General features: G+C 66.9%; 24 protein-coding genes. 13 read left to right on the forward strand and 11 right to left on the reverse strand.

Annotated elements, in window-relative coordinates; all coding sequences use genetic code 11:
- Positions 1 to 133: 133 nt before the first annotated feature.
- Both HNQ61_RS03190 and HNQ61_RS03195 read right to left on the reverse strand, forming a co-directional pair.
- Complete coding sequence (locus HNQ61_RS03190; protein ID WP_170031728.1) at positions 134 to 1,255, reverse strand: trans-sulfuration enzyme family protein; 1,122 nt, start codon at positions 1,253 to 1,255, stop codon at positions 134 to 136.
- Between the two features lie 300 nt (positions 1,256 to 1,555).
- Positions 1,556 to 1,966: an SRPBCC family protein gene (locus HNQ61_RS03195; protein ID WP_170031731.1), complete on the reverse strand. Its 411-nt coding sequence runs from the start codon at positions 1,964 to 1,966 to the stop codon at positions 1,556 to 1,558.
- 161 nt (positions 1,967 to 2,127) lie between these two features.
- On the opposite strand from HNQ61_RS03195, the gene HNQ61_RS03200 reads away from it, so the two are divergent.
- Both HNQ61_RS03200 and HNQ61_RS03205 read left to right on the forward strand, forming a co-directional pair.
- Positions 2,128 to 2,556, forward strand: coding sequence for a hypothetical protein (locus HNQ61_RS03200; RefSeq protein ID WP_170031734.1), 429 nt, complete (start codon positions 2,128 to 2,130; stop codon positions 2,554 to 2,556).
- 113 nt (positions 2,557 to 2,669) lie between these two features.
- Positions 2,670 to 3,056, forward strand: a complete 387-nt coding sequence (locus tag HNQ61_RS03205) for a hypothetical protein (RefSeq protein ID WP_170031737.1) — start codon at positions 2,670 to 2,672, stop codon at positions 3,054 to 3,056.
- Positions 3,057 to 3,226: 170 nt separating this feature from the next.
- On the opposite strand, the gene HNQ61_RS29455 is transcribed toward HNQ61_RS03205, so the two are convergent.
- Positions 3,227 to 3,937 (reverse strand): CPBP family glutamic-type intramembrane protease, encoded by a 711-nt coding sequence (locus HNQ61_RS29455; RefSeq protein WP_170031740.1) that lies wholly within the window; start codon positions 3,935 to 3,937, stop codon positions 3,227 to 3,229.
- Between the two features lie 220 nt (positions 3,938 to 4,157).
- On the opposite strand from HNQ61_RS29455, the gene HNQ61_RS03215 reads away from it, so the two are divergent.
- Both HNQ61_RS03215 and HNQ61_RS03220 read left to right on the forward strand, forming a co-directional pair.
- Positions 4,158 to 4,721, forward strand: a complete 564-nt coding sequence (locus tag HNQ61_RS03215; RefSeq protein ID WP_170031743.1) for a GNAT family N-acetyltransferase — start codon at positions 4,158 to 4,160, stop codon at positions 4,719 to 4,721.
- A 122-nt stretch (positions 4,722 to 4,843) separates the two neighbouring features.
- Positions 4,844 to 5,269, forward strand: a complete 426-nt coding sequence (locus HNQ61_RS03220) for a hypothetical protein (RefSeq protein WP_170031746.1) — start codon at positions 4,844 to 4,846, stop codon at positions 5,267 to 5,269.
- 183 nt (positions 5,270 to 5,452) lie between these two features.
- Here HNQ61_RS03220 and HNQ61_RS03225 read toward each other — a convergent pair whose 3' ends face one another.
- The 3 genes from HNQ61_RS03225 to HNQ61_RS03235 all read right to left on the reverse strand — a co-directional run bounded on the left by HNQ61_RS03225 (position 5,453) and on the right by HNQ61_RS03235 (position 6,926).
- Complete coding sequence (locus HNQ61_RS03225; RefSeq protein ID WP_170031750.1) at positions 5,453 to 6,031, reverse strand: DUF937 domain-containing protein; 579 nt, start codon at positions 6,029 to 6,031, stop codon at positions 5,453 to 5,455.
- Positions 6,028 to 6,453, reverse strand: a complete 426-nt coding sequence (locus tag HNQ61_RS03230) for a DUF3597 domain-containing protein (protein ID WP_170031753.1) — start codon at positions 6,451 to 6,453, stop codon at positions 6,028 to 6,030. Before HNQ61_RS03230 ends, HNQ61_RS03225 begins: the two co-directional genes overlap by 4 nt.
- Before the next feature lie 230 nt (positions 6,454 to 6,683).
- On the reverse strand, positions 6,684 to 6,926 hold the full coding sequence (locus HNQ61_RS03235; RefSeq protein ID WP_170031756.1) for a hypothetical protein: 243 nt from the start codon (positions 6,924 to 6,926) through the stop codon (positions 6,684 to 6,686).
- A gap of 269 nt (positions 6,927 to 7,195) precedes the next feature.
- Between HNQ61_RS03235 and HNQ61_RS29790 the strand changes: the two genes are divergently transcribed.
- The 5 genes from HNQ61_RS29790 (at position 7,196) to HNQ61_RS03260 (ending at position 10,170) form a co-directional block, all read left to right on the forward strand.
- Positions 7,196 to 7,375: a helix-turn-helix domain-containing protein gene (locus tag HNQ61_RS29790; protein WP_420816088.1), complete on the forward strand. Its 180-nt coding sequence runs from the start codon at positions 7,196 to 7,198 to the stop codon at positions 7,373 to 7,375.
- 23 nt (positions 7,376 to 7,398) lie between these two features.
- Positions 7,399 to 8,310 carry a PD-(D/E)XK nuclease domain-containing protein gene (locus HNQ61_RS03245; RefSeq protein ID WP_170031763.1) on the forward strand — a complete coding sequence of 304 codons (912 nt, stop codon included), beginning with the start codon at positions 7,399 to 7,401 and terminating at the stop codon, positions 8,308 to 8,310.
- The gene (locus HNQ61_RS03250) at positions 8,303 to 9,310 is read left to right on the forward strand and encodes a hypothetical protein (RefSeq protein WP_205761159.1); all 1,008 of its coding nucleotides are present in this window, start codon (positions 8,303 to 8,305) and stop codon (positions 9,308 to 9,310) included. Before HNQ61_RS03245 ends, HNQ61_RS03250 begins: the two co-directional genes overlap by 8 nt.
- A gap of 183 nt (positions 9,311 to 9,493) precedes the next feature.
- Positions 9,494 to 9,772, forward strand: coding sequence for a type II toxin-antitoxin system Phd/YefM family antitoxin (locus HNQ61_RS03255; RefSeq protein WP_170031766.1), 279 nt, complete (start codon positions 9,494 to 9,496; stop codon positions 9,770 to 9,772).
- Positions 9,760 to 10,170 (forward strand): PIN domain-containing protein, encoded by a 411-nt coding sequence (locus HNQ61_RS03260; RefSeq protein WP_170031769.1) that lies wholly within the window; start codon positions 9,760 to 9,762, stop codon positions 10,168 to 10,170. The genes HNQ61_RS03255 and HNQ61_RS03260 overlap by 13 nt, the downstream gene beginning before the upstream one ends.
- A gap of 33 nt (positions 10,171 to 10,203) precedes the next feature.
- On the opposite strand, the gene HNQ61_RS03265 is transcribed toward HNQ61_RS03260, so the two are convergent.
- A complete protein-coding gene (locus tag HNQ61_RS03265) occupies positions 10,204 to 12,054 on the reverse strand; it encodes a DUF885 domain-containing protein (RefSeq protein WP_170031772.1) in 1,851 nt (616 codons plus the stop codon).
- A gap of 308 nt (positions 12,055 to 12,362) precedes the next feature.
- Here HNQ61_RS03265 and HNQ61_RS03270 point away from each other — a divergent pair, with 308 nt between their 5' ends.
- The gene (locus tag HNQ61_RS03270; RefSeq protein WP_170031775.1) at positions 12,363 to 13,691 is read left to right on the forward strand and encodes a PI-PLC domain-containing protein; all 1,329 of its coding nucleotides are present in this window, start codon (positions 12,363 to 12,365) and stop codon (positions 13,689 to 13,691) included.
- A 416-nt stretch (positions 13,692 to 14,107) separates the two neighbouring features.
- On the opposite strand, the gene HNQ61_RS03275 is transcribed toward HNQ61_RS03270, so the two are convergent.
- The 4 genes from HNQ61_RS03275 to HNQ61_RS03290 form a co-directional block, all read right to left on the reverse strand.
- Positions 14,108 to 14,278 (reverse strand): hypothetical protein, encoded by a 171-nt coding sequence (locus HNQ61_RS03275; protein ID WP_170031779.1) that lies wholly within the window; start codon positions 14,276 to 14,278, stop codon positions 14,108 to 14,110.
- Positions 14,279 to 14,633: 355 nt separating this feature from the next.
- Positions 14,634 to 15,752, reverse strand: a complete 1,119-nt coding sequence (locus HNQ61_RS03280; RefSeq protein WP_170031781.1) for an alpha-hydroxy acid oxidase — start codon at positions 15,750 to 15,752, stop codon at positions 14,634 to 14,636.
- A gap of 195 nt (positions 15,753 to 15,947) precedes the next feature.
- Positions 15,948 to 16,445 (reverse strand): hypothetical protein, encoded by a 498-nt coding sequence (locus HNQ61_RS03285; protein ID WP_170031784.1) that lies wholly within the window; start codon positions 16,443 to 16,445, stop codon positions 15,948 to 15,950.
- 123 nt (positions 16,446 to 16,568) lie between these two features.
- On the reverse strand, positions 16,569 to 18,947 hold the full coding sequence (locus HNQ61_RS03290; protein ID WP_170031787.1) for an ATP-binding cassette domain-containing protein: 2,379 nt from the start codon (positions 18,945 to 18,947) through the stop codon (positions 16,569 to 16,571).
- Positions 18,948 to 19,569: 622 nt separating this feature from the next.
- Between HNQ61_RS03290 and HNQ61_RS03295 the strand changes: the two genes are divergently transcribed.
- The 3 genes from HNQ61_RS03295 (at position 19,570) to HNQ61_RS03305 (ending at position 23,185) form a co-directional block, all read left to right on the forward strand.
- The gene (locus HNQ61_RS03295; RefSeq protein ID WP_205761160.1) at positions 19,570 to 20,919 is read left to right on the forward strand and encodes an amino acid permease; all 1,350 of its coding nucleotides are present in this window, start codon (positions 19,570 to 19,572) and stop codon (positions 20,917 to 20,919) included.
- A complete protein-coding gene (locus tag HNQ61_RS03300) occupies positions 20,916 to 22,004 on the forward strand; it encodes an aminotransferase class I/II-fold pyridoxal phosphate-dependent enzyme (RefSeq protein ID WP_170031790.1) in 1,089 nt (362 codons plus the stop codon). The genes HNQ61_RS03295 and HNQ61_RS03300 overlap by 4 nt, the downstream gene beginning before the upstream one ends.
- 389 nt (positions 22,005 to 22,393) lie before the next feature.
- Complete coding sequence (locus HNQ61_RS03305) at positions 22,394 to 23,185, forward strand: ThuA domain-containing protein (RefSeq protein ID WP_170031793.1); 792 nt, start codon at positions 22,394 to 22,396, stop codon at positions 23,183 to 23,185.
- Positions 23,186 to 23,815: the final 630 nt, after the last annotated feature.

Raw genomic sequence — 23,815 nt, forward strand, 5'->3', positions numbered from 1 at the left:
GCAAACTCCCCCGATCCAGCATCAGCCCCATCAACCCGACACATGCTGCCCCGGCTCAGGCTCGGGCGCGAACAAAGGGCCGCACCCCGGGTGGGATTCGGCCCTTCCTTCCATCATCAACAACCGCTTGGTGTTACGGCGCCGCGGCGCGGATTGCCTGATCCAGATCGGCCCAGAGGTCCTCGGCATCCTCGATCCCCACGCTCAGGCGCAGCAGCGATGGCGGAAGATGTGTCTGTCCCGGGATCGCCGCGCGTCGTTCCATGGTGGATTCCACCGCGCCCACACTGGTGGCGTGGCGCACGAGCCCCACGCCGCGGCACACCGCGTCCGCGAACTCCGCCCCGCCCCGCAGCTCGAACGAGATGATGCTGCCGAAGCCCCGCAGCACGCGCCGCGCGGTGGCGTGCGTGGGGTGCGAGGGCAGCCCCGGATAGCGGACGCGCTCCACCAGCGGATGCGCCTCGAGCCGTTCCGCGAGCACCATGGCCGTCTCCTGCGCGCGCTGCAGGCGGATGGCGAGCGTGCGCGCGCCGCGGACGGCCAGCCAGGCTTCCAGCGTGCCCGGCGTGGCGCCGTTCAGCTCGCGCGACGTGCGGATGGCGTGGTACAGGGCATCGTCCCGCGTCGTGGCCACGCCGGCCAGCAGGTCCGAGTGCCCGCCGATGAACTTGGTGGCCGACTGCAGCGACACCGTGGCGCCGAACTCCAGCGGCTGCTGGTTGAGCGGCGTGGCGAACGTGTTGTCCACCGCGACGATCGCTCCGGGTTTGCGCGGCGCGGCGCAGATCGCCTCCAGATCCGCCACCGCCAGCAGCGGGTTGGAGGGCGATTCCAGCCAGATCAGGTCGGCGGTGGCGCAGGCGCGGATCCAGCCTGCCGTGTCGTCCAGGGCCAGGCGCTGCACGGTCCATCGGCCGCGCTCGGCGCCCGCGGCGGCCAGCCCGGCGACGCCCTGGTAGCAGTCATCCGGCAGCGCCACCACGGCGCCCGCGGAAAGCTGGTCGAACACCGCGGCGATGGCGGCCATCCCCGACGCGAACGCCAGAGCCCGCCCGGCCTCCAGCCCGCCGACGACCTCTTCGAGCGCCTCCCACGTCGGGGTGGCGTCGTCGCGCGAGTAGCCGCGCTCGGTGCCCAGGATGAAGTTGGACGCGGGGACCAGCGGCACGTTGAGCGGCGCGCCGGGCTCGGAACTGCGGCCGGCCGAAACGAGCCACGATTCCGGCTTGATGGCGGATGGGTGCTTATCCATTGCTTGTTCCTCCAGACAGGACGAGTCGTGGCGCGGGCGTCCGGGTGGATGTGGATCTTCCGCGATCCACCCTCTCCCGATATCCAGCGAACCGGCGGGATGCAAGAAGCCCCACGCCATGACCCGTCGCCGAGTCTGGTGTGGGGCCGTCCCCACGTGCGTATTGGAGAAACGGGGCCGTCCCCGCTCTGCATGTGTGGACTGAAGGTATGTGGAGGCCGGCGTTTGCGTCAACCGGCCCCGCAGCGGATCGAGCGGGAGGATCGCGGCGCGGCGATCCCCGGTGCGCGCGGCTCCGCTTCAGCCCTTCGCCTCCACGTGGCGGCGGAAGTTGTCCAGGATCGCCTGCCACCCCTGCCGCTGGAAATCTTCCGGATACTCGTTGTCCCCATCAAACGTCTCCCGCACCAGCACGCCGTCGGCCTGCTCCACGAACTCGATGGAGACCCCGCGTTCGTCACTCAGCGCGTATTCGAGGATCTTTCCCGGCACCACGCGGGTGTAGGTGCCCGCGAAGTCGAAGCCCATGCTGCCGTCCTTGGCCTCCATCCGCGACGAAAACGCTCCGCCCTCGCGCAGGTCCACCGCACTCTGCGTGGTGTGCCAGTCCTCGCTGGCCGCGTTCCACTGCATGATGTCTTCCGGCGTGTTCCACGCGTCCCACACCTTGGCCGGCTCCGCGCGAACGAGCGTTTCTACGGTGATCTTCATCGGTTCTCCTGTCGGTTGATTGTGCTGCTCTACCCAGGCGTCGAACGGGGAGGGCGAATATCGACATCGGCGGATCAGACGGCAATCGATGCACGGCACGGATCACGCTGCGCCCTTCGCGGTGCGACTCCATCCATCGTTACACATCGAGAGGAAAGCCCGTGATCGCCTGGATCGTCTCCTCCGGCCGCCTTCCATACGTCTCCGCCATCTTCCGCGATGAGGCGGTCGCGGAGCAATACCTGGCCGCACTGCCGCCTGCGATCCGCGAGCGGAGTTCCACGGCATCGCGTTCCGACCTGACGCTGCCGTGCTACCTGGCGGAGGATTCGGCGGGCTTCCGTCTGATGTCGGAAACCGAGGCGCGCGACTACCTCGCCGAGACGGCACGCACAACGCCCGATCCTGAGGGAGTGTACGGCAATCTCTACCGGATCGACGCGGAATTGCTGCCCGAGGTACCGGGCCGGGACGAGATGGGCCGGTTGCCCCACATCCATCTGCGGGCAGACGACCTGGCGCTCGCCGCGGAGGCCGGAGTCGCGGCGCTGTGGGGGGACCGGACGGACTACGGCGCACCCGGCATCTGACGCAATCGACAAAGCGGCTGATGACGGGCGGCTCCACCCGCCGGCGGCACGGATCGCAGCGCTTGCAGCACGTCACACATCAGGACAGACACAGCCATTCCTGGACTAGTACCGTGTACGTACGCTTTGTGGTGGATAAGATCGACCAGTACTCCGGAATTGAACTCGGCATATTTCAGGCGGCCTTTCGCCTGTGGCGAGCCGGCCGGCTCGCCCCGCACGAGGAGGTCTGGTGGGCGGAGATCCGCCGGAGGTTGAACCTGGAACTGGAAGAGCCTGACCGCTTTGCGCGTTCCCGGCGCCCCGGCGCCCGCGAACTCGCTGTAAGCTGGTTCAAGGCGAGCGCCGCGCAGCAGATTGCGCTCGCCCGAGAGGTGTGCGCGCTGTTGGCGCAGCACGAAGTCGCAACCCGCATGCTTACGACGGACCGGCCCGGGTACATCGTGTACGAGGACGACCACCAGGTCGCGGCCGAGCCGTTCCGGCCTGAGCGCCGCTGACACAGCTGCCCATCGGCTTACCGACGACCAGCTGCGTCAGCCGATGCTCAGCAGCTTCGCCCTCACGGCATTGCAATCTCTGGACAATTTCTCGAGGGCGCTACGCCTGCCGCACGGGTGCACCTTCCCGTGGATGGAGGATAGGGCGCGCCCGCTTCGCGCGAGCCGAATCAGGGCTCCGCCGGCCGCGCTTCCCCGCCCGGCCGCACGAGAAGGAGGATGCGCATGTCGATCAGGGCGTGCACGAGCATGGGGAGCCAGAGCGAGCCGGTGGCGAAGAACAGCGCGGAAAAGACCAGCGCCAGCACGGTCGTGCTGATCAGGCCGGCGATCCCCTGATAGCCGTGGTCGATGCCGAAGACGACCGCCGCCGCGATCACCGCGCCGCCCACGCCCCACCCGACCGGCAGCGCCAGCATGTAGCGGATCAGAAAGCCGCGAAAGATGATCTCCTCGCCGATGCCGACGACGATGGAGAGCGCCGCCCACCAGCGCCGCGCCTGCGGGGTGTACGGAAGAAAGAATTCGATGGATTTGAGCGCGCCCCTCTGCTTTTCGCGCGCCTCCGGGTTCACGAGGCTGATGATGACGGGAATCATCGCGCCCAGCAGGAGCCCGCCGACGATGGGGAGCACCGTCCCCGGCTTTACCTCCGCGCCGAAGATGCGGTCGTGCGCGGGTGGCGTGAAGAGCTGGGCGAGCGACACCGTCGCCAGAAGGATCGCGCAGGCAATCACCTGCCACCCGATCGTCAGGCGGTACGCGCGGATGCGGTCGCGCGGGTCGGTGGATGCCTTGAGCCGCTTCGTCTCCGCCCGGTCCCACAGGGGAAAGACGACGATCAGAAAGAGGACGAGAAGGTGGTGAAGGATCGCGGCCACGTTCGTATCCCGGCAAACGAAAAGGCGCGCACTCCGGAAGCGGGCGCGCGCCTGCAATCTACGCCGAGTGCGGAGCGGGGGTCTACCTCACGTCCGGCATCATCGCCATCATTCCGGCCGTCACGATCAGGCCCCAGCAATCGTTGCTGGGACCCGGATCGATCCTCATGCGCGCGCGGCTGAGATCTCGACGTTGGGCGCACCCTCAGAAATCAAACGAATGATTCCTCCCGAGCGGTTCACCACGGGCAGGTTGATCATCCGCCGGGCACAGCCGTCTGATGCCGGCGCCATGTTCGAGCGGTGGGCGCAGGACCCCGACGTGACCAGATACCTCAGCTGGACGCCTCACCGGCGCGTTGAGGATACGGAAGCGTACCTCGCCTTCTGCACGAGGCAGTGGGAAGCGCGGCGCGAGTTCGTGTGGATGCTCCAGGCCGCGGAAAGCGACACGCTGATCGGCTCCATTTCCGCGCGGCCCGGCGACCACGGGATCAATCTGGGCTACCTGCTGACGAGGGATGCGTGGGGCGGCGGGCTCATGACGGAAGCCGCCACCGCTGTCACCGAGTGGTGGCTTGCGCAGGAGGGCGTCTTCCGCGTGTGGGCCACCTGCCACCCCGGCAACGCAGCCAGCGCCCGGGTGCTGGAGAAATCCGGCTTCCAGTTCGAAGGCCGGCTGCGGCGCTGGGAAGAGTATCCCAACGCAGGAGCGGAGCCGATGGATTCCCTCAGCTTCAGCCGCACGGTCCGGGAGCCATCCGCGCCGGACAATCGGCCGTAGGAGATGCGGGGCCATCCAGCCCTCGCGGATGACAAGCTTGCGCGCGGGCTCCGGGCCTCTGTGCGGCCAAGCCGCGGGCCGACGAGGATCGCGTTTTCCTTCACCATCACCCAAGTACCCTGATGCGCTTTGTCCATTGCGCCGTGGCCACCCTGCTTGTCGCCGCGGCGGGCTGCGAGGACCTGATCGACCCAGACCACTACCCCGTGACGGGTGAGTGGAGCGGACAGTACACGAATGCCGGTACACAGACGTTTCTGGACCTGCGGATGGTGGAGCGCAGTGGAGGCAGTCTGTCGGGAAGAATCACCCTCAGCCCGCTGGGTGCCGGCTCCGTCCAGGACAGCATTGTTGGTACGAATCGGAACCTCTGTGTCACCCTCCGCAGTGCGCGCGACTCGCATGTGTACTTCCGGGGGAGCCTGGTGAATCCTACCTGGATCGACGGTGACTTCGAGCCCGATGGAGCCAACGTGCGGATGGCGTTTGCATCGAGCCCCGGGCCGGCCTATCCTCCGACCGGCTCCGTCCCGGACCACTGCGACTAGATGCGGTCGCGCGGGTCGGTGGATGTGTTGCGGCGCGGACGAAGCGGACGAGAAGGGAGCGGAGGCTCGCGGCCGCGTTCGAATCCCGGCAGAACGCGCATCCACACGGACGGAATGGAATGAAGCCCCGGCCGCGTGGTGCGGCCGGGGCTTCATTCGCATCGTACATCTGCGGGGCGGGCGCTACCGAAGCGCTTTTCCCGCCATCCGCAGAAGGTCGTTCAGGGCGTTGCCGTCGCCGTCCAGGTCGAGCATGGAGCCCATCCCGGACCTCGCGTTTCCGCCCGCGGCGCCACCGAGAATCCCGCCCAGAACACCGCCCAATCCACCCTGCCCCGCCCCACCGGCCCCGTGCTGCTTCGCCAGGTAGGCCGTCACGAGCATGGCCAGCAGCGGCAGCATGCGCTTGAGCAGTTCCGGCGACAGGCCGGACTTGGCCGCGGCGTCCTGCGCCACCGTGCGGCTCACGTCCTTGGAGCCGAAGATCTGGCCCAGGATGTTGTTGCCCGAGTCCGCCGCGGCGGGCTGCGAGCCCGTCACGGCGTCCGGAGGGGCACCACCGCCCAGCTGGTTCAGCAGGCCGCCCAGCCCCGCCGCACCGGCCGGATTTGCCTGCGCCTGGTTCTTGAACCCGCCCATGATGGCGGGAAGCAGCGCCGCGGCCCCGCTCGCCGCCTGGGCTTCGGTGATGCCCAGCTGCTGGGCCACCGCCTGAATCCCGCCCGCCTGGGCCAGGATGTCCGTGCTGTCGGGGTTGGTCATCCGTCCAGCAGGCTCTGGGGAACCTTGCCGCCATTCGCGGCGATGCGGGCAAGCACCGTCTTGTGCAGCCACACGTTCATCTTGGCCGAGTCGTCCATGAGCTGGGGCGGGCAGCCAAGCTCCACCGCCAGCTCCTTGCGGGCCGCGAGGCTGTTGTCGATCTCCAGCAGCGAGAGCAGGTCCACGATGGAATGGCGCCAGTTCACCTCGTGCCCCGTCTTGGCCGCGAGCTGCTCCATGTGCGCCTCGACGTCCACGACCGACACGGGAACCGGGGCCGCCGGTGCCGCCGCGGGAGCGGGAGTGCCGGCGGGCCGTGCGGGAGCGGTGGTGGCGGGCGTACCCGCGGGCCGCGTGGGGGCCTTGTCCTTGTCGTCGCCGCCCAGCCCGAGCTTGGAAAGAATGCCTCCGAAGATACCCATGGTGCTTGCCCTTCGCGTTGGTGAAGCCACCCCGTCCAGCTCGTTGCCGGGTCGGGTGATCCGCGTGAAGGCAACCATAACCCGTGGCGCGAACGGCTAAAGCACGATACGTACCGATCTCGACATTTCGTGCCCTCGCCGCACAGTCGACGCCTCTGTGAACACACAGGGCGCAGGGGAGACCGTCCCCGCGCCCTGTGTGGATCTGCCGCCGCCGTCTGCCGGCTGGTTCAACGGGCCGCCTCCGCACTCCTCCACTTCGCGGCGGCCTCGGAGGCGGCGCGCAGGTCATCGCCGAACTCCAGCACCGCTTCCGCCACCAGCTGATCCATCGACAGTTCGTCTTCGGGGACGTGGCGGGCGAGCTTGATGGAAGCCATGGCGATGGCCTCGAACGCGCCGAAGCGATCCGTCAGCATTTCCAGGAGCCGCCCCGGCGAGGCGAGGGTGCCGTTCGGAGATTCGGTTCTCATGGTTGTCCTCCGATCCTCTTGACCCCGGCCGTCCAGCAGGGCAACTTTGGCGAGCGGTCGGCCTTCGGGTCGGTTCGCGTGTGAGGCTGGGTCGTGCTTTCTTCGCGGGAGAGCGGCCCAGCCCTTTTCGTTTGCCCTGTGTTATCAATTTAGCTAACACGGCGGCTTGTGTCAACAGATTTGCTAACCTGTTTTAGGCAGGAGGTCGGGTGGCGCGAGAAGAGATTGTAGCCTTGGTTCAGCGCGTTCTTCGGGACGGCCCATTCTCGATGCGCCAACTCGCCGAGGATGCCGGGCTGAGCTATGGTGTGCTCCGTTCTTGGGCGATGGGGCGCAGGACACCTACGGCCGAAAACCTCTCGCGCATGGCTGAAGGGTTCGACCACCGGGCCGAGCGTCTCCAGCGAATCGCGGGTGAGTTGCGCGACGCTGCGAAGCACCGGGCTTAACAACACTCCAGCGGGATAGATTAATGCCAGCCGAGGCACGCCGGATCGCCGCAATTGTGTCTGACCTCCGGACGGCGATCACCCAGGCCGAGAATCTGTATGACCGCGTTATCTTGTCGGGCTTGCTGGACTACGGCGACGAGGACTTGGACCGCCAAAATGTCGAGTGGTGGATCGAAATCGTGTTCTTGAAGATTCTGGCTGCGGCAGGGTTTTTAGGACTCACTTCTATCGAGTCGCTGGTGAAGACCGATCTTGACACCGCCAAGGACGGTGGAGCGAACGGTTTCACCAAGATCGAAACCGGCCCTGATGAACCATTCTCGAAATGGCTTTCACGCCTGCGACAGTATACCGCCGCGATCGAGGTCCTCGGTGAAGTCCAGTCCGTGCACTCAATCACCAAGGATGTTGCTGAAATCCTACGAGCATGCCAGTACTCGATTCTGGATGCGAAGGTTTATCCTGAGCCGCCTCGTAGCGAAGATGAGGTTCACAGGCGAATCGAGGCTGTGCTGAGGTGTGTGTTCCCGGATCTCAAGCACAAGCCGATGCTGACGAAGCCCATTAAGAACTATCAGCCGGATACGGGGTTGCCCAGTATCCGAACTCTGATAGAGTACAAGTACCTAACTAAAGCCGCTGAAGCGCCGATCATCGCGGATCAGATCCTCGCCGATACTCGCGGATATCACTCCAGAGATTGGGACACCTTCATATACGTCGTTTACGAGACGAGACGAATCAAGCCGGAGTCTGAGTGGAATCAGCTCTTGACTGAATCTGGTCTGGCGAACAACACGACGGCAATTGTCATCTCGGGCGAGCCTGCTCCCGACGAGGCGAGCCCTCTTGAACGTAAGTCGCGAGGTTCCGGTCGCCGCGGTGTGGCCCCCGCGCCCCCATCTGATTGGGGGCACGTGGGAGATGAATAGCATCGCAGTTCGAGCTTGGTATGTGAGCACTGCTCGGCTTCTCGAGCTAGTCGATTCCAAGCAGTTGGTGCCTGAGATGCGCCAAGCGTTGCTATCTCCGGACTCGAACAGCAGTCGCGTCTTACTCGCGAATGCCCTCGGTCCACGGTTGATCGAGTACTTGCAGAGCGCGAACGTTCTACCGCTGCATAGCCTCGCTATAGCGGGACAGCTGCGCCCAGGGATTCCATTTACCTATCAAGGGCACTTTTACGGTAAGGGTTTTGGTGCGAGTAACAGGACACCTCATGTCTCGCTATCGGAGAATCTGGTGGACGTTTTATCGGGAAAAAAGCTCGTTGTCAATTTTTCGAAGAGCGGCATCATCACTGACACTGCCTACACAAGGTTAAGCGGTTCGACTAACCTTTTCGCGTTCTGCTCAGTTACAGAGATCAGTGTTAGCGAGGTAAGAGCAGTGCCTTATCTGGTGGGTGACTTGGTGGAGCGTGTTAGCGGGCTGGATTTACCCTTCACGGACCAACTGCGCCTCCGCGTGCAGGATATTGATCAGTTCGAAGGTATAGACTTTCGACAGCCAGTATCGAAAGCCGAATTCCAGCGTTTGAAGAATGTGCCTGAGCGAGTGGTCAAGGAACTGTTCTGCGAGCTACTTGGTGAGGAATCGGTCCCGAAGGACTGGGGCGGAGAAGAAGCCGATCTATTCTCCAGCAATCTAAGTGTTAATGGAAGGAAATCAGTAGCAGCGTTTCTGCTCAAAGGCCCGTCTCGGTTTCACGAGATGACCCCGGCTGATTGCGGCAAAAACGGCGATCAGATATACCGGCTGTTCAATAGTCCTGCAGAAGTGTTTGTTGTCCAACATTGTCACAAGATTTCGCCTGCCGTGCGGAAAACGGTCGAGGCATTCGCCTTGTCGAAGTATGCGGACTCCTGCAGATACACTTTTATTGACGGCTATGACACGGCGCGCATCCTCCGCGCGCATGGCCGATTGTAGCGCCGCCAGCATTGCAAACCCGGGAAGAACTGGATTTTCCGTAGAGACCGCTTGGATAACTCGAGTTGTCACAGACGAATATCCCATGCAAGCTCCCCACATCAGTGCTGCGCCCCGCTGGACAAACACCCGCGAATCCGATAATCTGATTCATGCGATTCACCTGTTCGCAAGGATCAGCCGATGCACTTTTCTCCCTCAGTCACCGAAGTCGCCCGCAACTTCGCGGAGTACGTCAACCGCGTTGCTTTCCGGGGCGAACGCTTCGTCTTGATGCGCGGTCGCCGGGCAGTCGCGGAACTTCGTCCCGTGCCGATCGGCATGCGCCTCGGCGATCTGCCCGGGCTGCTTGCCTCCCTGCCACGTCTGAGTCCCGAGGACGCAGCAGCCTTCGAAGACGACCTGGACACCGCGCGCGGTCAGCTTGGAGCTCTGCCGGAGCACGACCCGTGGGAATCCTGATCGACACCAGCATCCTCATCGCGCACGAGCGGGGTCGGTTGGACATCACCGCGCACCTCGCGGGACGTGAGGACGAAGAATTCTTTGTGTCCGTGATTACCGCCAGCGAACTGCTGCACGGTGTTCACCGCGCCCAGGATGCGAGCGTGCGGGCCCGCCGCTCAGCCTTTGTAGAAGCGTTGCTCGAACGCTTCCCGCTGATCGGCATCGAGCTTTCGACGGCCCGAGCGCACGCGCGGCTCTGGGCTGATCTGGCGGCTGCGGGAACTCCGATCGGTCCCAACGACCTCTGGCTCGCGGCGACCGCGGTCACGCACGGATTTTCGTTGGTCACCGCGAACCTGCGCGAATTCCGCCGCGTCCCAGGGCTCAACGTCGTGGAGTGGCCCGCCGCCTGACGATCGGCTGCGGGCCGTTACGGGCTACGGCGCCTACCGCCGCAGGTACTCGTCCACGTTGCGGGCGAGGACGTCGAGGGGGACGTTGCCGCCGCGGACGACGGTGTCGTTGAACGCCTTGAGGTCGTAGCGCGCGCCGAGCGCGGCGCGCGCACGATCGCGCTGCCGGTTGATCTCGCTGTGCCCCACCTTGTATCCGCACGCCTGCCCCGGCCACGAGCAGTAGCGATCCACCTCGCTGGCCACCTCCAGCGGGTTCGATCCGTTCACATCCACAAAGAACCGCACGCCCTGCTCGCGCGTCCACCCCTTGGCGTGCAGGCCGGTGTCCACCACCAGCCGGCAGGCGCGGAACGCGATGGACTGCAGGTAGCCCAGCCGGCCGATGGGATCGCTCTCGTACGCGCCCAGCTCGTCGGCCAGCTGCTCGGCGTAGAGCGCCCACCCCTCGGAGTACGCGTTGAACGCCAGCATCTGGCGGACGAGCGGCATGCCGTGCGTGTACTCGCCCTGCCAGATGTGGCCTGGGATGGACTCGTGAAAGGTCAGGTCCGCCAGGCTGTAGCGGCTGTGCAGGTCCGTGGTGCGCAGGTTGATCCAGAAGCGGCCGGGGATGGCGCCGTCCACCGAGCCGGCGCCGCCGTACGCCGCGGGCGCGCCCGGCTCCTCCTCGGGCGGCAGGCGCTTTACCTCCATGTGCGGATCGACGACGGTGTTGAACGCCCGCGGCATCTGCGCGCGGATCCACGCCAGCCGGTCGTCGATGAACGCCCGGATCTCGGCGCGGCCCGCGTCGCCCTCCGCGAACTTGTAGCGCGGATCCCTGGCCAGCGCGTTCATCCGCTCGCCCACGGTGCCCTGCGTGTAGCCCGCCTGCTTGAGGATCACGTCCATCTGCGCCTGCAGCCGCGCCAGCTCGCTGCGGCCCAACTCGTGAACCTCGTCGGGCGACATGGACGTTGTGGTGGATGCCTTGAGCGCCCACCGGTAGAACTCTTCGCCGTGCGGCCGCGCCGAGATCCCCGCGTCGTTCGTGGCGACGGCGCGCTGCGCTTCCAGTTCGCGGATCTGCCGGTCCAGCGCGGGCGCGATCTCCCCCGCCGCGATCCGCCGCGCGCGTCCGGCCCAGTCCCCGGCGATGTTCCTCGTCCGCCGCTCCAGCGATTCCACCAGCGTGCCGCCCTCGCGCGCGTTCTGCGCGGAAAGCCGCATCTGCCCCAGCGCCTTGTCCAGCAGGAACGCGGGAGGGACGAGGCCAATCCCGCGCGCCGCCCGCACGCGCTCCAGCTCGCCATCCAGCTCGCGCGCGTACGACTGCATCCGCGCCAGGTACGCCTCGGCGTCGACGGCGTTCTCCACGCGGTGGTCGCTGTCCAGAAAGCGCGGCACGTCCAGGTACGCGCCCACGTTCTGGATGACGGTGTACGGCGTGTTGCGCCAGCCGCCCACGGTGATATCGCCGTACGGAAGCGCAAACCCTTCCAGCGCCGTCGTGTAGGCACTGCGGACGACTTCCACGCTGGTGCGCACTGGATGCGACAGACGACTGCCGTCCACCGCCGCGAGCGCCGCCAGGTCCGCGCGCAACTGCCGCGCGATCCGTTCTTCTCCCGCCGGCGAACGATCAGTCAGTTGCGCCCGTAGCCCGGCCCGCGCGCCCGTATCCAGCCCCAGAGACGTCGCCGACTCCGGGAACAGGTTCAGCAGATCGTTGCCGATGCGGTCTAGGAGCGCGACCGCGTCCCCGTCCGCGCCGCCCGCCGCAGACGACACCGGCGCGATGGCCGCGCCGCACGCGGACACGAGCGGCAGCGCGGCGGCGGCGAGCGCGGCCAGCATTTCCCTGCGCGTAAGAAGTCCGCGGGCGGTCAGATCGTTCAGCATCGTCGGGAGCTCGGGATCAGGCGTGAGGGGTTGAGACTACGCGGTTCAGCGGGATGCGACAACCCCGGACGGGCTCGCCAACTGATCGCCGGCCCATTTGAACCCGCCCATTCGCGGCCGGCGCGGGCCATCGGGCATCAGATACATTTCTTGCCGAAACTCGTCCACGGGGCTTTGGCCTGAGCATGGGCGCATCACACCGCTTCGGGCTGGCCGGAGGTCTTGCGCCCCGGCCCAGGTGGCCTGACCCTTATGCCATCAGGCCGCCTGGGCCTTCCGCTCTGAATACGCCATCCGGAGAGCACGTCATGTCCGTCGGTTTCCTCATCAACTTCGTCAACAACACTGCCGAAGACGTCGTCCTCACCGCGAAAGCCGCCAGCGAAAAAGATTGGGAAACGCCAGACCGGGCCAATCCCGAGGCCAGCATCCATGACATCCGGCTCGCCGCGTTCGCCGTCGGCGCGCCGATCCACCTGGAACGGCACGACAACCGGGCGACCGCGCCGTTCGCTGTCACGGCGGCGTTCTCGGGCGGCGGCGTATTCGTGTTCCAGCTCGACGGCTGCGACGCGACGGAGATGAACGAGCGGGCGTCGATCCCGGTCAGCCGCGGGGACGACGCGTTCTCGGCCATCCAGGTGCTCTTCCACGTCTCGGAAAACGGCGACGACACGTACAACAGCATGACCATCTTCCTGACGCCGCAGGTGGATACGAAGCGCTGGATGGCCAGCTACCCGGACCGCTCTCTTACGCAGCTCAACATTCCAGGTACGCACGACACGGGAACCTACGGCGGCAACGGCGAATCAGGCACGCGCTGCCAGACGCTCTCCATCGAGGAACAGCTCGACGCGGGCGTGCGCTTCCTTGATCTGCGGCTGGTGCTGAACCCGGGCGCCGACCCCGACGACCTCGGCATCTTTCACGGCGACTACTTTCAGCACGTGTGGCTCAGGAAGGACATCATGCCGAAGGTCGTCAAATTCCTCGCGGACAATCCGGCCGAATGCGTGGTCTTCTGCGTCAACCGCAACTCCGGCCTCCGGGGGGAAAAGGGCGAGCCGATCGACGCCGTGCTGCACAAGATCCTGCTCGAGACCGTTCCGCCCAACAAGCTGTATGATGACAACGCGACGGTGCTGCACGAGCGCACGCTGGCCGATCTGCAGGGATGCGTCGTGGTGCTGCGCCAGGACGTGCCGCGGACGTTCGGCTTCGACGTGTCGAACTGGCCGGACGACCAGGCGTGGTCGTCCACCGCCATCGGCGTGAACGGCAAAGTCGAGATGCAGAACGCGTATAGATACGGGCTCAAGCGGCTGCCGTCGATCACGTTCCACGACAAGTGGGTGAACGTCAAGGCGCATCTGGACCGCGCGTCGGCGCCGGCCGCGAATCCGGCGGACTGGTTTATCAACTTCAGCAGCGCGAGCCCCCCCGCCCCGGTGGCCGGCTACTATCCCTGGGACTTCGCGACCGGCGGCGGCTGGGGCGTCAACTACCTGTTGTCGCGCCATCTGGTGCAGTACACGGCGCCCGGCGGAGTGCGCTTCGGCACGATCGTGATGGACTTTCCGGAGAAGCCCGACGCCAACACGCTGATCCGGCTGCTGATCGGCCTCAACGGATAACGCGGGGCGGAAGAAGTTCGTGCAGGCCGCGAACCTCCCGTGAGCGAATGAGTCCACCGTTCAAACGGCGCCAAGCCCCGACACCGGCCGCTGGCGCGTCCGGTTCGGGGCTTCAACAGCCTTCGTGACCGCAACACGAAGTCCGCCGCCGCAGTCCGCGGGGGCGGACTTCGTGTTCTTCAAGGCGCGGTTTCAACCGCCGGGCCCACGACCGCCGACGCGCACCACCGTTTCCCGCCCTGTGGATGCGTCCGAGTCACCGCCCGCGGCGCCCCGTTCACCGGACCATGCGCACGGTGGGCGGAACGATGAAGGGCCGAGCCCGTGCGGGTTCGGCCCTTCATCGTGTAACACCGTCGCTCGGAACCCCGCTCACCAGCCGATGGTGCACCAGGAGCCGTCGACAGGTGACTGCTTCAGTCGTTCGCGTTCGACTCCCACCCAGGCTGGTGCGTGTCCACGGTCCGGGTTTCCGTGTAGAACGATCCGTCGGAGTAGTAGTACGTCGAGACCTCCGTCATGATGCCGGTGCTCACATCGTAGGTGCCCGTCGTTTCCACGTGCGTGACTTCCTTCGTCGCCCTCATGAGAACTCTTCCTTGATTGGGTGCGAAACAAAAGATCCACACATTATAAGCCATGATTGATGAATTGCAAACAGATGGCGCCCCCGCGGGAGACCGATGGCAGAAAGAGGACGTGGAGGGCACCTGGCACCTCCGCGTCCTCTCGTTATGTATGCGCCTGTATCCGGCGGTGTGCGACAGCCGCCTCTCACCGCCTCCAGAACTCCAGGCCTGCCGCGCCCACGCACGCGGCCCGGCGCTCACCGGCCACTTCCATCGCGCGGCACGCAACGGGCGGGAGTGCCCTCCGGCCCGATGTGTCCGCCCCTCCCGGCGGGCACCGGGCCCGGATCGGCGATTCAGCCGGCGCGCGCCGTCATCCCCGCGGGGGAAGGACGAGTCCCTGGATTTCGGTGATGGCGCTCGCGTCCACCGCGCTCACCGACGGCCGGCCGAGGAGGGCGAGGGTGCGGCGCAGCTCGCCGCCCAGCATCTCCAGCACCCGCTCCACCCCGGGCTGCCCGCCGGCCGCCAGCCCCCAGAGCACCGGCCGTCCCACCAGCACGGCGCGCGCGCCCAGCGCGAGCGCCTTTACTACGTCGGTGCCGCGACGGATGCCGCCGTCCATCAGCACGGGAATGCGGCCCGCGACGGCGTCGGCCACGCGCGGAAGGGCCAGCAGCGTCGGCTCGGCGCAGTCCAGCTGGCGCCCGCCGTGGTTGGAGACGATCACCGCATCGGCGCCGTGCTCCACCGCGAGTGCGGCATCTTCCGGCGTCACGATCCCCTTGAGCACGATGGGGAGCCGCGTGATGGAGCGCAGCCAGTCCACCGCGCTCCAGGTCAGCGTGGGATCGAACTCGCGGGCGATGAACGCCTCCAGCCCCGATCCGGCCGCGTCGTCGGGAAAGGCGGCCTGCGGCATCCCGGCAAAGTTCGCCATCTCCAGCTCCGGCGGAAGCCGGAACCCGGTTCGCGTGTCGCGCTCGCGGTTCCCCTGCACGGGCACGGTCACGGTCAGGCAGATGGCCGTGCACCCCGCCGCCTCGGCCCGCTCCACCAGCGCCCGCGTGATGTCGCGCTTGCGGTAGACATAGAGCTGAAACCAGAGCGGCCCCGGCGCGGCGGCCGCGGTGTCGCCCACGGAGGTGGTGGAAAGCGTGCTCGCCACCATCAGCGTACCGGCCGCGCGGGCGGCGCGGGCGCTGGCCTTTTCGCCATCGGGGTGCGCCAGGCGCTGAAAGGCGGTGGGCGCGAGCAGAATGGGCATCGACAGCCGCTCGCCCAGGATCTCGACGGAGGTGTCGACCTCGCCCACGTCCACCAGCACGCGCGGGCGCAGGTACAGCCGGCCGAACGCGGCGCGGTTGGCGCGCAGCGTGGTTTCGTCTTCGGCGCCGCCCGCGTAGTAGTTGTAGGCGGCCTCGCTGAGCACGGCGCGCGCGGCCGGCTCCAGCGCCTCGCAGTTGGCGGTCTTCAGGTCAAGAGTTGTCATGCGTGGGATTATGTCGTCCCCCCACCCCGGAGCGAAAGAGCCCCGCGCGGAGGATCGGGGTCCCGTTGTGCCCGGCAACGGGCCGAGGTCGACGATCCGGTTCGCGTCGGCAATCCCGGCTTGGTGGTGCTCGACCAAATGCGAAGTATTCTGACTCACCAAACCTATGGCAGATCGACAGACCCTGAGACTCGTTCACCGGCGCGCTGCAACTTCTCCTCGACCTTCTATAGTTGTAATCTGGTGCTCGTCCCGAGAAATACGTTTCAGCCGGAATGCCTGCCGGAGAATTGGTACCATCATGAAAGCCGCTAGGGCTCCGGCGAGAACAACCGGAATTGGACCAACAACAAAAGCGCCGAGGGCGTAGTCGATCAGCGAAAGAACTACCCAGACAATGAAGAAATCCAGCAAAAGGAGCAACGGACCGCGAAGGCGCTGATCGTAGAACATCTGGATGTTTACCTGACCGCCATTCACGTCGGCTACGCTGATTGATCCTGGGATGTCTATTGGGGTTTGAGTCGCGGCTTTAGCCTCAAGAGCATGGATCTCCAGTTCAACCTTTCTGATCTCCACCCGTGTCTTGCTGATTTGGAAAAATGCAACAGGAACGCCCAAAGTACCTGCCACTGCGGCTGTGACTGCCGCGACCACTTTGGATTGTTCACCGATGTTTACCAAGTCGATCATCTGAGCATGTATGTGTGAGGATCAAGGATGAAATCCAACCGATAACATCATCGGAAACCTCCGGAGAAGAGGGTGTTCGTCTCCGCAGGCTCCCCTTACCAACGCACCGGATTACATCGGGGATCACGCACCCACGTACGCGGCCAGGTGCTCGCCGGTGAGGGTGGAGCGCGCAGCGACGAGGGCGGCGGGGGTGCCTTCGAACACGATGCGGCCGCCGTCGTGGCCGGCGCCGGGGCCCAGGTCGATGATCCAGTCCGCGTGCGCCATCACCGCCTGGTGGTGCTCGATCACGATCACCGACTTGCCCGCGTCCACCAGCCGGTCCAGCAGCCCCAGCAGATGCTCCACGTCCGCCAGGTGCAGGCCCGTCGTCGGCTCGTCGAGCACGTAGATGCCGCCCTTGCCGCCCATGTGCGTGGCCAGCTTCAGCCGCTGCCGCTCGCCGCCGGACAGCGTGGTAAGCGGCTGGCCCAGCACCAGGTAGCCCAGCCCCACGTCCGCCATGCGCGAAAGAATGGCGTGCGCCGCCGGCGTCTTCGCCTCACCCTCCCCGAAGAACGCCACCGCTTCCGCCACCGGCATCGCCAGCACCTCGCTGATGTCCCGTCCGCCGAACTTGTATTCCAGCACCGCGGCCTGAAAGCGCTTCCCCTCGCACTCCTCGCACGGCGTGGCCACGCCGGCCATCATCCCCAGATCCGTGTAGATGACGCCAGCGCCGTTGCAGGTGGGGCACGCGCCTTCGGAGTTGGCGCTGAACAGCGCGGGCTTCACCCCGTTGGCCTTTGCAAACGCCTTGCGGATGGGCTCCAGCAAGTCCGTGTACGTGGCCGGGTTGCTGCGCCGCGAGCCGCGGATAGGTGTCTGATCCACCGAAACCACGCCGGCGGACGCGGGAATGGAGCCGTGGATGAGCGAACTCTTTCCGGAACCCGCCACGCCCGTCACCACGCACAGCACCCCCAGCGGAACGTCCACATCCACGCCGCGCAGGTTGTGGCGGGTCGCGTCGCGGATCTGAAGCGCGCCCTTGGGCTTCCGCACCGCCGGCTTGAGCGCGGCGCGGTCGTCCAGGTGGCGGCCGGTGAGGGTGCCGCTGGCCCGCAGCCCGTCGATCGTGCCCTGAAAGCACACCGTGCCGCCCGCCGTGCCCGCGCCGGGGCCCAGGTCCACCACGTGGTCGGCGATGGCGATCGCCTCCGGCTTGTGCTCCACCACCAGCACCGTGTTCCCCTTGTCGCGCAGCCGCAGCAGCAGGTCGTTCATCCGCTGGATGTCGTGCGGATGCAGGCCGATGGTGGGCTCGTCGAAGACGTAGGTGACGTCGGTGAGCGATGAGCCCAGGTGGCGGATCATCTTGGTGCGCTGCGCCTCGCCGCCGGAAAGCGTGCCCGACGGGCGATCCAGGCTCAGGTAACCCAGGCCGATGTCCACGAATGAATCCAGCGTCTCGCCCAGCGCCTCCAGCAGCGGCGCCACCGACGGCTCGTTGAGCCCGCGCACCCACGCGGCCAGGTCGCTGATCTGCATGGCGCACGCGTCGGCGATGCTGATCCCCTCGATCTTGGACGACCGGGCCGCCTCGGACAGCCGCGTGCCGCCACACTCCGGACAGGTGGTGAACGTCACCGCCCGCTCCACAAAGGCGCGGATGTGCGGCTGCATGGCCTCCACATCCTTGGACAGATAGGACTTCTGGATGGAGGGAATCAGCCCCGCGTACGTGAGGTTGATGCCGTCGATCTTGATCTTGGTGGGCTCCTTGTGCAGCAGGTCGTGCAGTTCCTTCTTGCTGTAGTCGCGGATGGGCTTGTCGGGGTCGAAGAAGCCGCAGCCACGAAAGATGCGGCCATACCATCCGTCCATCGTGTAGCCGGGGATGGTGAGCGCGCCCTCGTTCAGCGACTTGCTGTCATCGTACAGCGCGGACAGGTCGATGTCGTTCACCGCGCCGCGGCCCTCGCAGCGCGGGCACATGCCGCCGGTGATGCTGAAGCTGCGCTTTTCCCTGACCGTCGTCCCGCCGCGCTCCATCGTCACCGCGCCCGCGCCGCTGATGGAGGCCACGTTGAACGAGAACGCCTGCGGCGACCCGATGTGCGGCTGCCCCAGGCGGCTGAAGACGATGCGCAGCATGGCGTTGGCATCCGTCGCGGTGCCCACGGTGGAGCGCGGGTTGGCGCCCATCCGCTCCTGGTCCACGATGATGGCCGTCGTGAGCCCCTCCAGCACGTCCACGTCCGGCCGCGCCAGCGTGGGCATGAAGCCCTGCAGAAACGCGCTGTACGTTTCGTTGATCATCCGCTGCGATTCGGCCGCGATCGTGCCGAACACCAGCGAGCTCTTGCCCGAGCCGGACACGCCGGTGAACACGGTCAGCCGGCGCTTGGGGATGTCGATGCTGACGTCCTTGAGGTTGTTTTCGCGCGCGCCGCGGACGCGGATCAGGTCGTGGCTGTCGGCGGCGTGCGGGAGGTGCGTGTCCGTCGTCGTGGCCATGCTCGTCGTGTCGTCATCGGTTTGCGCGGGCCTCGGAGGCCGGAAACCCACATGGTAGGCCCGCCGCTCCGCGCGCCACAAGGGAACAACCGTCACGATCGGAGATCCAACCTCGAATGCGCTGCGGATGGCTTTGCTCCTCGCCGGGCGTGCCCCTCCCCCGGCCCCTCCCCGTGCAAACTGCGCACGGAGAGGGGAGAACTGCGGGTTCGGTTGGCTCCGGACGGTGCGGGGCGGCCGGATGGGCCCCCTCCCCCCAACCCCCTCCACCCGCTCCGCGGGAGAGGGGGAGCCGTTCGGCGCGAAGGCGTGCCGCGCCTTCTTCCCGCCGGTCCGATGCAGTTGAAGCCCCGAACCGGATGCGCCAGCAGCCGGTGTCGGGGGTTCCCGCGGTTTGAGCGGCGGATTCATTCGCTCAACACCGCCTGCCGACTGGACCCGTTTCAGGGTCGGCCAGATCGGCTCGCCGCCGGCTCCGGGCCGTCCAGCGCCGAATCAACTACCACCGCCGCTGACGCTCAAACGGGGCTGGCGATCCGCCGATCTTGCGCGGGTGCGGCCTTGCGCCTGATTCTGTCGCATCCTCCCGGCTCCATCATCCCTCCCCGCCCCGCCACCGCCCGTGACTCCATCCCCGGCACCCCTCCCGCTCGACGGCCTGGCCGGCCAGCCGCAGCTTGCCCGCAGGCTGGGGCTGTTCGACGCCACCATGATCGTCATGGGCGGCATCGTGGGCAGCGGCATCTTCGTAACGCCATACGTGGTTGCGCGGCACGTGCACACGCCGGCGCTCATCGTGGGCGCGTGGCTGGCGGGCGGGCTCATCGCGCTGGCGGGCGCCTTTGTGTACGCGGAACTCGCGGCGCGCCGGCCGCACGTGGGCGGGCAGTACGCCTATCTGCGCGACGCCTTTCATCCCTCAGTGGCGTTCGTGTACGGCTGGGCGCTGCTGCTAGTGATTCAGACGGGCGGAATGGCGGCCGTGGCGGTTACCTTTGCGCGCTACTTTCGCGAGGTGACGCACGTCCCGCTGGGCGAGCCCGTGGTCGCGGCGCTGGGGATCGCGCTGCTGGTGGCGGTAAACTGCATGGGCGTGCGCTCCGGCAGCACCGTGCAGAACGGGCTGATGGTGCTCAAGATCATCGCCATTCTGGGCCTGGTGACGGCCGGCCTGATCTTCGTCACGCCGGACGCGGCGGTTGTGGCGGCGCCGCCGGTGGCGCAATCCGGAAGCCTGCTGCTGGCCTTTGGCGCGGCCATGACGCCGGTGATGTTTTCGTACGGCGGATGGCAGACGGCCAGCTTTGTCGCGGGCGAAATGCGCAACCCGCGGCGGGATCTGGCGCGCGGGCTGCTGATCGGCGTCGCCGGGGTGATCGCGCTGTACGTGGGCGTCACGCTGGCGTGCATCCACGCGCTGGGCGCGGACGGGCTCGCGGCGACCACGACGCCCGCATCCAGCGTGATGCGCCTGGCGTTCGGCGAGCGCGGGGCCACGCTGATCGCGGCGGGCATCGCCATCAGCACGCTGGGCTTTCTGAGCCAGGGAATGCTCACCGCGCCGCGCGTCTACTTCGCCATGGCGGCGGACGGCTTGTTCTTTCGATCCGTCGCGCGCGTGTCGGAAAAGACGCGGGCGCCCGTCGTCGCCGTCGTCCTGCAGGGCGTGCTGTCGCTGCTGATTGCGCTGTCCGGCACGTACGAGCAGATCCTGAGCTACGTGGTGGCGGTGGACTGGGTGTTCTTTGCCCTCACCGGCGCCGCGCTCTTCGTTTTCCGCCGCCGCGCGGGCGATGGGGATGACGGCGCGCGCGTGCCCTTTCACCCGCTCACGACCGGCCTGTTCGTCGCCGCGGCGGCGCTGATTGTGATCGCCACGGTGGTGGAGGCGCCGGTGAACAGCGCCGTGGGGCTGGGGATCATGCTGGCCGGCCTTCCCGTCTACCTCCTCTGGCGGAGGCGCGCGGCATGACGGATCTCCCCTTTCCCGCCGGCTCCGCGTACCTGCGCTGGGCCAAGCTGCACCCGCCGGTGCGCTACAATCTGACGTCCAGCGGCGTACCGTACCTGCCGCTGCGCGAACTCCCCGTCACGCTGGACGACCTGGAGATCAGCGGCACGGGCGCGTACGGATACGCGCCGCTGCAGGCCGCCATCGCCGCGCGGTACCGCGTGGACGTGTCGTGCGTGGCGGCGGCGATGGGCGCGTCGGCGGCCAACCTGCTCGCCCTTGCCGCCATCGCGCAGCCCGGCGACGAGGTGCTGGTGGAGACGCCCACATACGAGCCGCTGATGACCGCGGCGGAGTGGCTGGGCGTGGAAGTGCGCACCTTTTCCCGCCGCGCGGAGGACGGGTTCCGCATCGATCCGGACGCGGTGCAGCGGGGGATGACAGACCGCACGCGCGCCATCGTCATCACCAACCTGCACAATCCTAGCAGCGCCTTGGCGGACGACGACACGCTGCGGCGGGTCGGGACGATCGCGGAACGGGCGGGGGCGCGGGTGATCGTGGATGAGGTGTACCTGGACGCGCTGTGGGAGCCCGCGCCGCGCACCAGCTTTCACCTGGGCGAAACGTTCATCGCCACGAACAGCCTGACGAAAGTCTACGGACTGAACGGGTTGCGCTGCGGATGGATTCTGGCCGCGCCGGAAATCGCGGAGCGCGCGTGGCGGCTTACGGAACTGTTCAACAACATCGGGGTGCACGCGGCGGAGCGGATGAGCGTGGTGGCGTTCCAGAACCTGGACAGAATCGCCCTTCGCTCGCGCGCGCTGCTGGAGGCCAACGGCGCCGCGCTGAACGAGTTCTACGCGGCGCACGGGCGCCTTTTCGCGGCGCCGCCGCACACGCACGGCACCGTGTCGTTTCCTCGGCTGCTGGCGGGAGAGGTGGACCCGCTGTGCGATCTGCTGAGGGCGCGGTACGAAACGGCCGTCGTCCCGGGCCGCTTCTTCGGGTTGACGGATCACCTGCGCATCGGGCTGGGCGCGGACCCGGAGGTGTTTCGCGAGGGGCTGGAGCGGCTGTGGTTTGCGGCGGGGTCGTTCTGAGGGACGCCGGCGGCGTAGACCCACCGCGCGGGATGAGGGCGGCTCCCGCGCGGGCCGGCATGACCGGGCCACCCTCCGCAGGAGAGCGAATGAATCCGCCGCTCGAACAGCGGGAACCCCCGACTCACGGCCGCTGTCGCGTCCATGATCGGGGCTTCAACTGCTTCACGAGACCCACGCGAAAATGGCGGCCACAGTCCGCGGAGGCGGACTTCGTGTTTCTCGAGGCGCGGTTTCAACCGCCGGGCGGAATCCCGCCGTCGCGCGACCGTTTTCGCCGGTTCGATGCCTGCCGTCGTGAGACGCTCGTCGCGTGCGGGCACATGATGTAGTTGCCGCGGCATCCGCTCGCGGCTGATTCCGATCCACCCCTTTCCTTGCCTGATTCCATGGATCGAAGAGAGTTCTGCGGCACCGTGGCGATTTCGCTGCTAAGTGCAGCATGCGGAAAACCCGCCGCCGCGCCGGTGTCCACGCCCCGGCGCCTGCTGGTGGTGACGGAAACGGCCGGCTACCGGCACGCCTCCATTCCCGTCGCCGTGCGCACCATCGAGGAACTGGGGCGCCAGACCGGATCGTGGCGGATCGCCGCGACGGCGGGGACGCGCGACGACGTGGCGGCCGCGATCTCGGAGGCCGGCCTGGCGCAGGTGGACGCGGTGGTGTTCGCCAACACCACCGGCAACATCGGGTTCACGCCGGAAGGGACGGACGCGTTCTACCGCTGGATGGAGAACGGCGGCGCGTACATCGGCCTGCACAGCGCCACCGACACCTTTCTGGGCAACGCGCGTTACGTGAACCTGACGCGCGGCGAGTTCGACAAGCACGGCCCGCAGACCGACGTGGTCGTGCACGTGCAGGATCCCGCGCACCCCGCGTGCGCCGGGCTCCCCGCGTCGTTCCCAATCCACGAAGAAATCTACGAGTTCAAGAACTGGAGCCGCGGCGCCGTGCACATGCTGCTGGCCATGCACGCGCATCCGCAGACCGGCGCGCCGGGCGACTATCCGCTGGCGTGGACGCACCGGCCGGGACGCGGGCGCATGTTCTACACGGCGCTCGGCCATCGCGACGACGTGTACGCCAACCCCATCTTTCTGCAGCACCTGCGCGGCGGGATGGAGTGGGCGCTCGGCCTGCGCCCCGGCGACGACACGCCCGGCAACGCCATCGTCTGACGCCGCCGTTCAGCGTCCGTTTCGATCGATTGATCGGCATCAACAGAACGGGGACGCAGCCACGGGCGGCTGCGTCCCATTGTCGTGCTCGTCCTCGTTCATCGATCCAGAGCGTTTTCACCCTCTGCTCGCGAAAGAGTCTGCGCATCGCCGGACTGGGACGCCCCTCCCCCGGCCCCCATAGGCGCGAACTTAAGCCATATCGAGCCTTCTTAGCCCCGTATTTTTACAATCACGGTGGCGCAAAGCTGGCGAAATCTGGTCGAATTAGCCGTCGCAGATAGGCTTTGCAAAATAAAGTTGACGCCCATGCCCCCGGCCCCTCCCCGTGCAAACTGCGCACGGAGAGGGGAGAACTGCGGGTTTGGTGTGTTCCGGATGGTGCCGCGCGGTCGGAGAGGCCCCCTCTCCCCGGCCGTCTCCCCCGCTCCGCGGGAGAAAGGGAGACCTCAGCGCGAGGGCGGAGACCGGCATGCGCCGGCGGCTCCCACCCGGCCGTTGCAGTTGAAGCCCCGAACCGGACGCGCCAGCGGCCGGTGTCGGGGGTTCGCGCTGTTCGAGCGGCGGATTCATCCGCTCAACGCAACTCGGGCGTCGAGAGGAGGTCCCGGGCACCACAGAACAGGACAG

Origin of the sequence: Longimicrobium terrae (assembly GCF_014202995.1) — a bacterium.
Lineage (GTDB): Bacteria > Gemmatimonadota > Gemmatimonadetes > Longimicrobiales > Longimicrobiaceae > Longimicrobium > Longimicrobium terrae.